Origin of the sequence: Klebsiella sp. S69 (assembly GCF_016516145.1) — a bacterium.
GTDB classification, from domain to species: Bacteria; Pseudomonadota; Gammaproteobacteria; order Enterobacterales; family Enterobacteriaceae; genus Klebsiella; species Klebsiella oxytoca.
Window position 1 is genome coordinate 126,967 of the sequence record NZ_JACVUU010000009.1, and the last position, 13,252, is coordinate 140,218.

The 13,252-nt window shown below is 61.0% G+C and carries 11 protein-coding genes; 8 read left to right on the forward strand and 3 right to left on the reverse strand.

What is annotated here, in order from left to right; all coding sequences use genetic code 11:
- Nucleotides 1-8 precede the first annotated feature (8 nt).
- Entirely contained in the window at nucleotides 9-953 is a 945-nt protein-coding gene (locus IAE27_RS11050; RefSeq protein ID WP_200092416.1) for a carbohydrate kinase family protein, read from the forward strand.
- Nucleotides 954-991: 38 nt separating this feature from the next.
- Here IAE27_RS11050 and IAE27_RS11055 read toward each other — a convergent pair whose 3' ends face one another.
- From IAE27_RS11055 to IAE27_RS11065, 3 genes are read right to left on the reverse strand one after another with little or no spacing between them, the layout of a single operon-like run.
- Nucleotides 992-2,020, reverse strand: a complete 1,029-nt coding sequence (locus IAE27_RS11055; protein WP_004100117.1) for a 2-hydroxyacid dehydrogenase — start codon at nucleotides 2,018-2,020, stop codon at nucleotides 992-994.
- Nucleotides 2,017-3,513 (reverse strand): FGGY-family carbohydrate kinase, encoded by a 1,497-nt coding sequence (locus IAE27_RS11060; protein ID WP_070557459.1) that lies wholly within the window; start codon nucleotides 3,511-3,513, stop codon nucleotides 2,017-2,019. Before IAE27_RS11060 ends, IAE27_RS11055 begins: the two co-directional genes overlap by 4 nt.
- Nucleotides 3,514-3,538: 25 nt before the next feature.
- Nucleotides 3,539-4,150, reverse strand: a complete 612-nt coding sequence (locus IAE27_RS11065) for a methylthioribulose 1-phosphate dehydratase (RefSeq protein WP_004111298.1) — start codon at nucleotides 4,148-4,150, stop codon at nucleotides 3,539-3,541.
- 518 nt (nucleotides 4,151-4,668) lie between these two features.
- Between IAE27_RS11065 and codB the strand changes: the two genes are divergently transcribed.
- The 7 genes from codB (at nucleotide 4,669) to IAE27_RS11100 (ending at nucleotide 13,233) form a co-directional block, all read left to right on the forward strand.
- Nucleotides 4,669-5,931, forward strand: a complete 1,263-nt coding sequence (codB, locus tag IAE27_RS11070; protein WP_070557458.1) for a cytosine permease — start codon at nucleotides 4,669-4,671, stop codon at nucleotides 5,929-5,931.
- Between the two features lie 2 nt (nucleotides 5,932-5,933).
- Nucleotides 5,934-7,169, forward strand: coding sequence for a PucR family transcriptional regulator (locus tag IAE27_RS11075; protein ID WP_004100108.1), 1,236 nt, complete (start codon nucleotides 5,934-5,936; stop codon nucleotides 7,167-7,169).
- Nucleotides 7,166-8,404 (forward strand): cytosine deaminase, encoded by a 1,239-nt coding sequence (gene codA, locus IAE27_RS11080; protein ID WP_004100106.1) that lies wholly within the window; start codon nucleotides 7,166-7,168, stop codon nucleotides 8,402-8,404. Before IAE27_RS11075 ends, codA begins: the two co-directional genes overlap by 4 nt.
- A gap of 145 nt (nucleotides 8,405-8,549) precedes the next feature.
- On the forward strand, nucleotides 8,550-9,539 hold the full coding sequence (locus IAE27_RS11085; RefSeq protein WP_024273902.1) for a LacI family DNA-binding transcriptional regulator: 990 nt from the start codon (nucleotides 8,550-8,552) through the stop codon (nucleotides 9,537-9,539).
- Between the two features lie 121 nt (nucleotides 9,540-9,660).
- On the forward strand, nucleotides 9,661-10,470 hold the full coding sequence (locus IAE27_RS11090) for an inositol monophosphatase family protein (protein WP_154022730.1): 810 nt from the start codon (nucleotides 9,661-9,663) through the stop codon (nucleotides 10,468-10,470).
- 107 nt (nucleotides 10,471-10,577) lie between these two features.
- Nucleotides 10,578-11,939 (forward strand): MFS transporter, encoded by a 1,362-nt coding sequence (locus IAE27_RS11095; protein WP_004100101.1) that lies wholly within the window; start codon nucleotides 10,578-10,580, stop codon nucleotides 11,937-11,939.
- 25 nt (nucleotides 11,940-11,964) lie between these two features.
- Nucleotides 11,965-13,233 (forward strand): histidine-type phosphatase, encoded by a 1,269-nt coding sequence (locus IAE27_RS11100; RefSeq protein ID WP_154022731.1) that lies wholly within the window; start codon nucleotides 11,965-11,967, stop codon nucleotides 13,231-13,233.
- Nucleotides 13,234-13,252 lie beyond the last annotated feature (19 nt).

Consider the following 13,252-nt stretch of genomic DNA (forward strand, 5'->3'; position numbering starts at 1 on the left):
GAGCACCTATGGCAGCTTTTGACGCCGTCTTTGTCGGCCTGACTATTCTGGATATCGCCGGTCGCCCGGTGATCGACATCCCGCCGCGTGGCGGGGTGGCCTTTATCGAACAAATTCGTCTGAACCCCGCCGGAACCGCCGCCGGAGCCAATATTAATGCCGCTAAGCTGGGCATTCGTACCGCCGCGGTGGCCTGCCTCGGCGAAGATGAAAAGGCCGATTTTATACTCGCCAGCTATGCGCGGCTGGGAATCGACTGTTCGCTGGTCCAGCGTACCGCGCAGCAGGAAACGTCGGCGACGATCCTCCCTATCCGCCCCAACGGCGAGCGCCCGGCACTACACTGCCGGGGCGCTTCCGATACGCTTTTTATCCGCGAAGAGGAGTTTGATGCCGTCCTCGACTGCCGCTTCCTGCACCACGGCGGCACCGGCCTGCTGGCGGCGATGGATCGCGGGCAGAGCGCCCTTCTGCTGCAAGCGGCGAAGGCTCGCGGCGTCACCACCAGCTTCGATTTGATTGCCCCCAATGAATATACCCTGGAACTGCTGCGCCCGCTGCTGTCGTCGGTGGACTACTTTATGCCCTCCCTTGAAGAAGCGGCGTATCTCTCCGGGGAGACCCAGCCGGAAGCGATCGCCCGCTTCTTTTTTGCCCTTGGCGTCGGGACCTGTATTTTGAAGGACGGCGAGAACGGTTCCTGGCTGCTGACCCGCAACGGCGCCGTTGAACATATCCCGGCGTACCGGGTCGATGCCGTGGATACCACCGGCTGCGGCGACAGCTACTGCGGCGGCTTTATTGCCGCGCTGGCCCGCGGGCTAAGCGTCAGACAGGCATGCGAGGTGGCTTCCGCCGTCGCCGCGCTGGTGGCGACCGGGATGGGGTCGGATGCCGGGGTGGTGGACTGGCCGCATACCCGGCAGTTTATGGCGGCAAACCGGCGCGGTTAACAAGCTTCGCCGCCGCATCGCGCGGCGGCAAAAGCCGGTTAACGCCACTGATAGAGCAGCGGCTCGCCGGCGACATAGCGCTGAAGGTCGGCGGCAATCATCGCCGTATGCTTAGCGATGCTCTCCCGCGTCGCCCCGGCAATATGCGGGGTGATAATGACGTTATTCAACTCGGTGACAAACGGATGATCGCGCCACAGCGGCTCGCGATGGTAGACATCCAGCGCCGCGCCGCCCAGCGGGCCGTGGCGCAGCGCATGAATCAGCGCCTCTTCATCCACGACCGCCGCGCGCGAGGTATTAATCAGCAGCGCGCCCGGCTTCATGCTATTCAACAACGCCGCGTTCACCAGGCCATCGCTGTGCGGGCCGCTGCTCAGATGCAGACTTACGATATCCGCCTCGCGGAACAGTCCCTCAAGGGTCGTTTTTTGCAGCCCCGGCTCGTTAATCTCTTCGGCGGCGACAAACGGGTCCACCACCAGCACCGCCATGCCAAAGGCGCGAGCGATGCGCGCCACGCGGCGGCCAATATTACCGTAGCCAATCAGCCCCAGGGTTTTGTTACGCAGCTCGCTGCCTTTAAACACTTCGTAAGGGCTTTGCGGACTGACGTCCCACACCACATCGCGGCGCAGTCCGCTCTGGGTGGCCTGCGCCGCGTTTTCGGCGTGGGTGAATTCGCCGCGCTTCAGCGCCGCGTGCGATTGCGGAATATGCCGCGCCAGGCTCAGCATCAGCCCCAGCGTCAGCTCGGCGGCGGCGTCCGCGTTACGCCCCGGCGTATAGAGCACGCGGATACCGCGCGCCAGGGCGGCTTTGGTATCGATGTTCACCGGATTGGCGCGCGTGCAGGCGATCACCTGCAGACGCGGACAGGCGGCGATCACCGCTTCCGTCACCTCATCGTAGCTGGTCACCAACACCTCGGCGTCGTGGGCCAGCTCGATCAATTGGTCTGCGCTCAGCTTTGGCTTGCCCAGCGCCCAGCCTTCCACCCGCAGTTCGCCCAGTTGCTGAAAAGCGCTGAGGTCGCCGGCGTGTTCGGCGGTAAAAACAATTTTCATATGCGTTGTTCCTGAGAAATACGTTGAAGCGCCTCGCGGCGGGCGTGCCACACCGGCAGCATCTGTTCGCGCAGCAGGCGATAAACCGGATAGAGCGCGACGTAGCGGCTGTGCGCCTGCGGATGGGGCCGATAGTGGGTCTGCTCCAGCGCCGGATAGCGGCTGAGGGCATCAACGCTGCGCGCCGCCAGAATCGCCGCACCGCGCGCGCTAAGCTCGTTGAAAGTACTGGAAACCACCGTTCTGCCGGTACAGTCGGCAATAATTTGCAACCAGGTCGCTGAAGCCGCGCCGCCGCCGGTCAGGTACAGTTCGCCGCCCTGCGGGTAGCCCTGAAGCGAGTCGACGATAGCGTAAGCCAGACCTTCAAATACCGCCCGCTGCAGCTCTGCGCGGGTAGTGTGCTGGCTAATGCCGAAATAGCCTGCCCGCGCCTCGGGGCTGAAGAACGGCGCGCGTTCGCCGTTGAGATAAGGCTGCCAGAAGACGCCGCCGCTGCCCGGTTCAACGCTGGCGATATGCTGTTCCAGCTGCTGTAAATCCGGATCCAGCGAAATCTGCTGCTGGAGCCAGTCGATGTTCGGCGTCCCGGCCTGCATCGGAAAAAGGTTAATAAAGCTGCCCGCTTCGGTGTGGGTAACGTAGCGCGTCCCCTCATTGACCGTCTGGCGACCGTGACAGACGATGCCGGTGCAGCAGGTGGTGCCGAGAATAGTATAAATGTCGCCATCATTGACCGCGCCGCAGCCCAGCGCCGCGCTGCAGACATCCAGCGCGCCGGCCGCTACCGGTGTGGCAGCGGGAAGCCCGGTCAGCGCCGCGACCTCTTCACGCAGCGCGCCAGCCTGCGCGTCCGGCGCCAGCAGCGGCGGAAACAGAGGTTGTAAATCTGCCAGCCCCATCTCGTTGAGCACCACCGCGGATAGCTTCCCGCTCTGCTGATTCAGCAAAGAGGTGCTGGCATCGGTGAGATCCAGCGCCGCGACGCCGGTGAGGCGAAAGCGGATCCAATCCTTGGCGAAGAACAGATAGCGGGCCGCCGCCAGCCGCTCCGGCTGATGATGCTTGAGCCAGCGCAGCTGCATGCTGGTGTTGCAGGGCTGAAGATGGGTACCGGTATCGTCAAAGAAACGGCGGTCAAAACCGGGGCGGCTGAGGAGTTCGTTCATCAGTTCCCGGCTGCGGGTGTCGCTCCACAGGATACCCGGCCCGACCGGTTCGCCCTCGGCGTCGCAGAGCCAGACACCCTCCCCCTGCCCGGCGAGGCCAATGGCTCGTAAACGCCCGTTTTGCAGCGCCGGATGCCGCGCGATATCGCGCAAAATCGCCACCACCGACTGCCACAGCTGGGCCATATCCTGTTCGGCTTCACCGTTGGCCGACAGGCGCGGGCCGGTGTTCTGCGCCGCGCTGGCGCACGCCTGAAAATGTTGATCAAACAGCACCGCCTTCACGCGCGAAGTGCCGATATCAATTCCGAGATAAAAATCCATGCCTGACCCGTTGATGGAGGGAAATTTAGTCGCGCTCGTAGCGGCGGCGCATCAGCTCGCATTCGAAAAGAAACTCCAGTCCTTCCAGCTGGCGACGGGCTTCGGGAATATCTTTGCCCCAGCAGGTCAGGCCGTGGCCGCGCAGCAGGAAGCCGTAGCGCAGCGGGTGGGTCTGCGCATAATCTTCAATGCGCGCCGCCAGGGCGTCGATATCCTGGTCGTTATCAAAAATGGCGACCGGCACGGTATCAAGATGGCTGTGCTGGCCGGCCAGGGTTTTCTGCATCTCATAACCCTGTAGCGCCAGGGTGGCGCTTTTTTCAATCCGCGACAGCACGGTCGCGTTGACGGTATGCACATGCAGTACGACATTCGCTTCCGGGAACAGGCGATACACCAGGGTATGCAGGCCGGTTTCAGCTGAGGGTTTACGCCCGGAAGGCGCTTTATTGCTGGCGATCTCCACCTGCAGGAAATCCTCCGTCGTCAGGCTACCTTTATCGCGCCCCGACTCGCTCAGCCAGCACCAGGTCTCATCCTGACGCACCGACATATTGCCGCCGGTAGCGGGCGCCCAACCTTTCGCACCGATCCAATGACAGGTGGTGACCAGTTGCGCGAGTCTTTCTTGCCACATAGCAGTTCCTTAGTTTAGCGATGTTGTATTTAGCCGTCTAAATGGCTATTTACCCGATACTAACACCGCCGACGTAAGCGAACAATATTTCAGGAAAGACTTACATTGAGAATGGTTATATCAGAAATGCATATGTAATTACGATTTTTAACAACAATACAACTACACATTTTCATGACGCCAAAATTACCGGCTGCGGAGTGTTAAAAAGATGGCTAATCGTTCCAGCGGGAAAAGGCGCAAAATTGACATCATTTGTCGATTCGGCACGGTCTTTCAGGGCGGATGAGGCGCCAGCCGCTGCCCGGTATTTATGCGGCTACCGTAGCCAACCCCCGCGCCCCGCGATGGTGCAAAACATGGCACTGTGCACAGATTGATGGCAATCGACGACCGAGAAATACGATTTTATGTGCAGATTGCCCACCCTCTTGTGTTATGCCTGCCTTGATTTTTTTGGCATACCTCTTGCTACCCATCAGCCATCGCTATTCGGATAGCCACTCAGAGGTTCCACCATGTCAAACAGCAATGATTTTCCACTCGTCGAAGCGCCCGCTTCCGGGCGCAAGGGCGTATTTTCCATCTCGATGGTTCTGTTCAGCTTTACCTTTTTCACCGGCACCATGTTCGCGGGCGGCAAGCTGGGCGTCTCTTTCTCCATCGTTAACCTGCTGTGGATTGCGGTAATCGGTAACTTTCTGCTGGCTCTGTACGCCGCGTCGCTCGGCTGGATTGCCGCGCGCAGCGGGTTAAATACCGTGCTGATGGGGCGTTTTTGCTTCGGGGAAATCGGCAGCAAGCTCGCCGATTTTATCCTCGGTTTCGCCGAGCTGGGATGGTACGCCTGGGGTACGGCGACGGTCGCCATCTCGCTGGTCAAAATCCTCGCCCTTCCTGAGGCGCTGACGATTCCGCTGATGATCCTGTTCGGTATCCTGTTCTGCGTCACCGCGCTGGTGGGCTACAAGGGGCTGGATGCGCTGTCGCGCGTATCGGTGCCGCTGATGTTTATTCTGCTGGTGGTGTCGATGTACCTTGCCGCCCATCACGCCGGCGGCTGGCAGGCGATGACCCAAATCCGACCCGGCGAAACCATGAGCTGGTCTGCGGCCATCACCATGGTATTCGGCACCTTTGCCAGCGGCGCGACCCAGGCGACCAACTGGACGCGGCTGGCCAACTCCAGCCGTACCGCCATCGTCGCCAGCATGAGTAGCTTCCTGATCGGCAACGGGCTAATGATTATCGCCGGCGCCTGGTGCGCCATCGTTTACCAGCAGGCTGATATCGTGGAAGTGCTGATTTTGCAGGGGCTGTCGGTCGCCGCGGTGGTGATGCTGTGCCTCAATCTGCTGACCATTCAGGGGCCGACGATTTATAACGTCTCGGCGGCGGCCTGCCATCTGCTGCGCAGCGAGCGTCGCCGCACCCTGACCGTAGTCGCCGCCGGAGTCGGCATTCTGCTGGCCATTGGCGGTATGTATGAAATGCTGATTCCTTTCCTGGTGCTGCTGGGCAGCATCATTCCCCCCATCGGCGGCGTGATCCTCGCCGACTACTGGTTTTATCGCGGCGGCCGCTACCCGCTGCTGCACACCGCCCGTTTGCCGCGTTTTAACTGGCTGGGGCTTAGCGCCTACGCCGTGGGCGCGGTGGTGGCCTACCTCTCGCCGTGGATCGCCCCGCTGGTCGGTATCACCGTTTCCGCGCTGGTCTATATCGCGCTGACTCGTCTGAGCAAACGCCAGCCCGCCGCTGATTCCGTCGTGGAACAGTAGTCATGAGTCTGACGGTGGGCGAAATCCTCGCCCTTGATGGGCTTTCCGCCATGCGCCTGCGCGCCGGTAAGCAGGGGCTACAGCTGGCGGTGCGCTGGTACTACGTGGCGGAAAATGAAAATATCGCCGAATGGATTATGGGCGGGGAGCTGGTGTTCATCACCGGGATCAACCATCCCCGCGATGAAGACAACCTGATCCATTTGCTGATGGAGGGCAAGCAGCGCGGGATTGCCGGGATGGTGATCCTCACCGGCGATGCGTACATTCAGGCGATCCCGCCGCGCCTGATTGCGCTGGCCGATGAACTGGGCATACCGCTGATCGAACAGCCCTATCTGCTGAAGATGGTGATCGTGACCGAACGCATCGGTACCGCGCTGGTGCGCAGCGAAAACGCCCTGCAATCGCAGCGCGATATTCTGCTGCAGCTGTTAACCGGCGACTTTCCCGACCTGCAAATTCTGCATCAGCGCGCGCTCCACCAGCAGCTGGACTTTACCCGGCCGCTGCGGGTCGCGGCGCTGCGGCTGGAAGGTATCCAGCGCCTGTTTCGTCAGTTTCCGCCGGAGCAGGCCGAGGCCTGGCTGCAGCAGGCCCGCCGCACCGTACGCCAGCGCCTGCAGCAGCAGCTCAATCAGCAGGGCAATCCCTTTCCGCTGGTCGAGCGCGGCAATATGTTTCTCTTCCTGCTGCCGGATGAAGAGGGCGAGTTTTATCAGCAGAAAACGTGGCTCCAGACGTGGCTGCATGCGCTGGCGGAGGGCGACGACGGGCTATCGCTGCTGTGCGGCCTTTCGGCGCCGGTGCAGCAGCTACAGGAATATCAGCGCGCGCTGTCGCAGGCCCGTCAGGCGCTGGACCTCAGCGATAGCCTGCGTCCGGCCCAGCGCATCAGCGACTACCAGCAATTGGGTTTTATCAAGCTGCTCTCCGCCGTCGGCGACCCAGGGCTACTGAGCGATTTTATGCACGATACCCTCGGCTGTCTGATCGAACCCGATCGCAAAAGTCCATGGCTGCTGATGGAGACGCTGGAAACGCTGCTTCAGGAGAGCGGCAACGTGGTCCGGGCCGCCGAGCGGCTGGGTATCCACCGCAACACGCTGCATCAGCGTATCCAACGCATTGAAAAGCTGACCCGCTATCCGGTCAGCCATCCGCAATTTCATCTCAACGCCTCGGTCGCCCTGGCGATCTGGCGTATGTCGCAAAACCATTTACGGGAACAACCATGAAAATTATCAACGCGCGTCTGCGCCAGCAAGAAGCGCTTTATACCCTTGAGCTAGAGGACGGTCTGTTTAAGAGCATCACCGCGCAGACCGCCGTGCAGACGGCTGACGCCGACGATATCGACGCAGAGCAAAAGCTGGCGATCCCGCCGTTCGTCGAGCCGCATATTCATCTCGATGCCACCCTGACGGCGGGCGAGCCGGAGTGGAATATGAGCGGTACCCTGTTTGAGGGCATCGCCCGCTGGAGCCAGCGTAAAGCAAGCGTCACCGTCGAAGATACCCGCCAGCGGGCGCTGAAAACCATCGGCATGCTGCGCGACAACGGCGTGCAGCACGTGCGTACCCACATTGATGTTACCGACCCTTCCCTGACCGCCCTTGAGGCAATGCTGAGGGTGAAAAAGGAGGCGGCTCATCTTATCGATCTGCAGATCGTCGCCTTCCCGCAGGAGGGCATTGAGTCCTTCCCCGGCGGACGCGAGCTGATGACCCGCGCCATAGAAATGGGCGCCGACGTGGTGGGCGGTATCCCGCACTACGAAAACACCCGCGATAAGGGCGTCAGCTCGCTGGTTTTTCTGATGGACCTGGCCCAGCGCCACGGCTGCCTGGTGGACGTGCATTGCGATGAAACCGACGATCCGCAGTCGCGCTTTCTGGAGGTGCTGGCGGAAGAGGCCCGGGTGCGCGGCATGGGCGCGCAGGTCACCGCCAGCCATACCTGCGCTATGGGTTCTTACGATAATGCCTACTGCTCGAAGCTGTTCCGCCTGCTCAAAGCGTCGGGCATCAACTTTATCTCCTGCCCGACCGAAAGCATTCACCTGCAGGGGCGCTTCGACAGTTGGCCGAAACGCCGCGGCGTGACGCGGGTGGCGGAGCTGGACCGCGCCGGGATCAACGTCTGCTTCGCCCAGGACTCCATTCAGGACCCGTGGTACCCGCTGGGCAACGGTAACATCATGCGCATTCTCGACGCCGGGCTGCATATCTGCCATATGCTGGGATACGAAGATTTGCAGCGCTGCCTCGATCTGATTACCGATAACAGCGCCCGCACGCTGTGTCTCGGCGATAACTACGGTATTGCCGAAGGGCGCCCGGCGAACCTGCTGATCCTCGATGCGGAAAACGACTATGACGCGCTGCGCCGCCAGGCAAAAGTGCTGACCTCCATTCGTCACGGCAAAATCATTTTGCAGCGCCAGGCGGAGCAGATTCGCTATCCGGCATAAGCCTGACGTTGGCGCGGTACCTGTGCCGCGTCAACCCGCTGCTCGCCGGAGGATTTATGTGGTACCTTCTTACTACTTTTTCCGTGCCGACGATGGGCTCCTGCGTCGGCGCGGGCTCACTGAGGACAACCCGTACCCTGATACTATGAGCGAAAAAAAATGGATTAAGGCAGAGGACGTTGCCCGGCTCGCTGGCGTCTCCCGTTCCGCAGTTTCCCGCACCTTTACCCCCGGCGCGTCGGTGGCGGAAAAAACCCGCCAGAAGGTTCTCGCCGCGGCGGAAACGCTGGGCTATCAGGTGAATATTATCGCCCGCACGATGAACACCGGCAGCAGCAACTTTATCGGCATCGTCACCGCCGGATTTGATAACCCGTTCCGCAGTAAGCTGCTGTCGCCGCTGGTCCACCAGTTGGCGCTCAACGGTTTTATGCCGCTGCTGATGAACGCCGACGATCCGCAGCAGCTCGCCCCGTCGCTCAGACAGTTGCTGAGCTATCACGTCGCAGGCGTCATTATTACCTCCGGGGCGCCGCCGCTGTCGCTGGCGGAGGAGTATCTGGAGCGAAAAATCCCGGTCACCCTTATCAACCGCCACGCCGACCTGGCCGGCTGCGATCGCGTGTGCAGCGACAACGCGCAGGGCGCGAAGCTGGTCGCCGACCTGTGTACTCAGCGCCAGTGGCGCCAGGCCGGGTTTATCGGCGAAAGTCTGGATAACTTCAGCACCCGCCAGCGCTACGAAGCGTTTGTTGCCCATAGCCAGGGCATGGAGATCGCCGCGCACTTCTGCGATAGCAGCGGCTATCAGGCGGGATTTGCCGCCGCCAGACAGCTGCTTGCCGCGCATCCGCAGCTGCAGGCGCTCTTCTGCGCCACCGATATGCTGGCGCTCGGCGCCCTGGACGGTCTGCGGGCAGACAACCCCGCCGCTTCGCTACCCGCTATTATCGGCTTCGATGATATCCCGCAGGCGGACTGGCAGCCCTATCAGCTGACTACCGTGCAGCAAAATACTGCCCTGCTCGCCCACCATGCGGTGGATCTGCTGGTCACGCGGATCGCCAAATTCAGTCTGCCGTCACGCCATCGTGAAGTGCCGGTGAAACTGATCGTTCGTCAAAGTGCAAAATGAAAAATTCATTTTATGCTGGAGCGATCACAGAATAATTTTTTTAATCCATCCACACTCATTTTGCCCTTCGGGGCTGTTTTTTTCAGGCAAATTGCACACGTGTGCAAAATAGGGAGTTACGATGAAATCACTGGAATTACATGAACTGCAGGCCCGCTACCGCCTGGCCTGCGAGCTGGCGCAGGCCGGCGCGGAACTGGCGTTCGAATTCTATCAGCAGCGCGACCGGCTGGCGGTGGATCATAAAGGCGATGACCTGCAGGACGTGGTCAGCGTCGCCGATAAACAGGTCGAAGCGTTTGTGAAGCAGCGCATTATGGACGCCTTCCCGCAGGACGGCTTTCTCGGCGAAGAGAGCGGAACGCAGATGCCGGACGCCCGCGTCCTGTGGGTTGTCGATCCTATCGACGGCACCAGCTGTTTTCTTAACGGCCTGCATACCTGGTGCCTGTCGCTGGCTATCGTCGCCGACGGGGAACCGGTTATCGGCGTGGTGTACGACCCCAACCATCGCGAGCTGTTCCACGCCATGAAAGGCCAGGGCGCATGGCTTAACGATGCGCCTGTCGCGCCGCATCCGGGTGCGACGGTCAAAGAGGGAGTGATGGGCGTCGGCACCTCGCACCGCGTGACGCCTGCGCTCTTTCTGCCCTTCCTCGATGCGCTGCTGAGCGACGGCGGGATGTTTATCCGCAACGGCTCCGGAGCGCTGATGAGCGCCTGGGCGGCGGCAGGCAGGCTTATCGGCTACTACGAACCGCATATGAACCCCTGGGACGGGCTGCCGGGGCTGGTGCTGATGCGCGAAGCGGGCGGCCTTAGCAACGATTATCTGGCAAACGACGGGATTCGTCACGGCAACCCGCTGCTGCTGGCCAGCAAGACGCTCTACCCACAATTAAAAAACATGCTTTGTCACCCATTACCTTAACCGTATCGGGTCAGGCTTTATCTGATTATGTACTCTACACAACGACGATAAACCTCACGGACGAACCACACTAATCAGTCAGGCCTCCGACCTTCGGAGATACCATTATGTCTGGAAGAATTATCGCATTTTTTCGCGCTTCGCCGCCCAAAGCGGGCGGAGAGTTCGATGAGCGGCGCTTTCGCAGCGTGCGCTGGCAAACCTTTATTACCATGACCCTGGCGTACGTCACGTTCTACGTTTGCCGGCTGTCGTTCACCGTCGCCAAAAGCGCGCTGGTGGAACTCGGCATAACCCCAACGGAGCTGGGCATGATCGGCTCAACGCTATTTTTCAGCTACGCCATCGGCAAGCTGGTCAACGGCTTTATTGCCGATCATGCCAACGTAGTGCGCTACATGAGCCTCGGGCTGCTGCTAAGCGCCGGAATGAACCTGATGATGGGGATGACCAGCAACGCCATGCTGCTGGCAATCTTCTGGGGGATTAACGGCTGGGCGCAGTCGATGGGCGTTGGCCCGTGCGTGGTATCGCTGGCGCGCTGGTACGGCTGTAAAGAACGAGGCACCTTTTACGCGATCTGGTCGACGGCGCATAACATCGGCGAAGCGATGACCTATATGGTGATCGCCGCGGTGATTGCCGGATTCGGCTGGCAGATGGGCTACCTGTCGACCGCCGCGCTCGGCGCCGCCGGGGTGGTGCTGATGCTGTTGTTTATGCGTGACTCGCCGCAAAGCTGCGGCTTCCCGCCCATCAACGTCATTCGCGATGAACCGCAGGAGGAGACGGAAGCCCGCGGCTCGGTATTTAAAAACCAGCTGCTGGCGCTGCGTAACCCGGCCCTGTGGACGCTGGCCCTGGCCTCGGCGTTTATGTATATCGACCGTTACGCGGTGAACTCGTGGGGGATCTTCTTTCTGGAACAGGATAAAGCCTACTCTACTCTCGAAGCGTCCGGGATTATCGGGGTCAACGCTATCGCGGGTATTGCCGGAACCATTATCGCCGGGATGCTCTCCGACCGCTTTTTCCCGCGTAACCGCAGCGTGATGGCCGGGTTTATCAGCCTGCTCAACACCGCCGGCTTCGCGCTGATGCTCTGGTCGCCGCACGGCTACTACACCGATATTCTGGCGATGATTATCTTCGGCGCCACCATCGGAGCGTTGACCTGCTTCCTTGGCGGACTGATCGCGGTCGATATTTCATCGCGTAAAGCCGCGGGCGCCGCGCTCGGCACTATCGGTATCGCCAGCTACGCGGGGGCGGGACTCGGCGAGTTTCTCACCGGCATCATCATCGATAAAACCTCGATGATCGAAAACGGCAAAACGCTATATGACTTCAGTACGCTGTCGCTGTTTTGGGTAGGCACCGGCCTCGTGTCCGCGCTATTCTGTTTTACCACCGCTGCGATTGTCGCCAGGCGACACGCGATAGAACGTCAGACCTCATTCTCGTCATAACCTTTTAACTTATAAGGAAGATTTTATGATGCCTGTACGACATCAGGTTTTGCTACGCCTGCTGCTTGCCTGCGCTCTGCCGCTGCTGGCCGCACCGGGCCATGCCGCCACGCAGTATGCGCTGGAAAAAGTGGTTGAACTCAGCCGCCACGGCATTCGTCCGCCGACGGAGGGCAACCGGGAGGCCATCGAAGCCGCGACCCAGCGTCCGTGGACGCAGTGGACCACCCACGACGGCGAGCTGACCGGCCACGGCTATGCCGCCGTCGTCAATAAGGGGCGCGATGAGGGCGCGCGCTTTCGCCAGCTGGGGCTACTGACGGCGGGCTGCCCGGCGAGCGGTGAGATTTATGTTCGCGCCAGCCCCCTGCAGCGTACGCGGGCCACCGCCCAGGCGCTGGTGGACGGCGCCTTTCCCGGCTGCGGCGTGATGATTCATCACGTCAGCGGCGACGCGGACCCGCTGTTTCAGACCGACAAATTTGCCGTCACGCAAACCGATCCCGCCCGCCAGCTGGCGGAAGTGAAGAAGAAGGCCGGCGATCTGGCGCAGCGTCGGCAGGCGCTGGCTCCGGCAATTCAGCTGCTGAAAAACGCGGTCTGCGTACCCGATAAGCCCTGCCCGGTGTTTGATCTACCGTGGCAGGTGGAGCAGAGCAAAAGCGGCAAAACCTCGATTAGCGGACTGAGCGTGATGGCCAATATGGTTGAGACGCTGCGTCTGGGGTGGAGCGAGAACCTGCCTCTCAGCCAGCTGGCGTGGGGCCATATTACCCGTTCCAGCCAGATAACCGCCCTGTTGCCGCTGCTGACGGAGAACTACGATCTCAGCAACGATGTGTTTTATACCGCGCAAAAACGCGGCTCGATTCTGCTCAACGCCATGCTTGAAGGGGTAAAAGAGGGCGCCGCGCCGAACGTGCGCTGGCTGCTGCTGGTGGCGCACGATACGAATATCGCCATGGTGCGGACGTTAATGGACTTTAGCTGGCAGCTGCCAGGGTACAGCCGCGGCAATATCCCGCCGGGCAGCAGCCTGGTACTGGAACGCTGGCGCGATACCCGCAGCGGTCAGCGCTACCTGCGCGTCTACTTCCAGGCGCAAAGTCTGGACGATTTGCGCCGCCTGCAAACGCCGGATAGCCAGCATCCGCTGCTGCGCCAGGAGTGGCGTCAGGCGGGCTGCCAGACGACCGATGTCGGGACGCTGTGCCCTTACCAGGCGGCGCTGACCGCGCTGGGCCGCAATATCGATCCGCAGTCCGCTCCGGCGGTGGAGATGGTGCTGCCATAAATAAGTAGAAGGCGAAGCT

Bases quoted from the DNA above. Each gene is read 5' to 3' on its own strand.
- IAE27_RS11060 (WP_070557459.1), bottom strand. From the start codon at position 3,513: ATGGATTTTTATCTCGGAATTGATATCGGCACTTCGCGCGTGAAGGCG.
- IAE27_RS11085 (WP_024273902.1), top strand. From the start codon at position 8,550: ATGAGCGAAAAAAAATGGATTAAGGCAGAGGACGTTGCCCGGCTCGCT.
- IAE27_RS11065 (WP_004111298.1), bottom strand. From the start codon at position 4,150: ATGTGGCAAGAAAGACTCGCGCAACTGGTCACCACCTGTCATTGGATC.
- IAE27_RS11095 (WP_004100101.1), top strand. From the start codon at position 10,578: ATGTCTGGAAGAATTATCGCATTTTTTCGCGCTTCGCCGCCCAAAGCG.
- IAE27_RS11100 (WP_154022731.1), top strand. From the start codon at position 11,965: ATGATGCCTGTACGACATCAGGTTTTGCTACGCCTGCTGCTTGCCTGC.
- codB (WP_070557458.1), top strand. From the start codon at position 4,669: ATGTCAAACAGCAATGATTTTCCACTCGTCGAAGCGCCCGCTTCCGGG.
- IAE27_RS11050 (WP_200092416.1), top strand. From the start codon at position 9: ATGGCAGCTTTTGACGCCGTCTTTGTCGGCCTGACTATTCTGGATATC.
- IAE27_RS11090 (WP_154022730.1), top strand. From the start codon at position 9,661: ATGAAATCACTGGAATTACATGAACTGCAGGCCCGCTACCGCCTGGCC.
- codA (WP_004100106.1), top strand. From the start codon at position 7,166: ATGAAAATTATCAACGCGCGTCTGCGCCAGCAAGAAGCGCTTTATACC.
- IAE27_RS11055 (WP_004100117.1), bottom strand. From the start codon at position 2,020: ATGAAAATTGTTTTTACCGCCGAACACGCCGGCGACCTCAGCGCTTTT.
- IAE27_RS11075 (WP_004100108.1), top strand. From the start codon at position 5,934: ATGAGTCTGACGGTGGGCGAAATCCTCGCCCTTGATGGGCTTTCCGCC.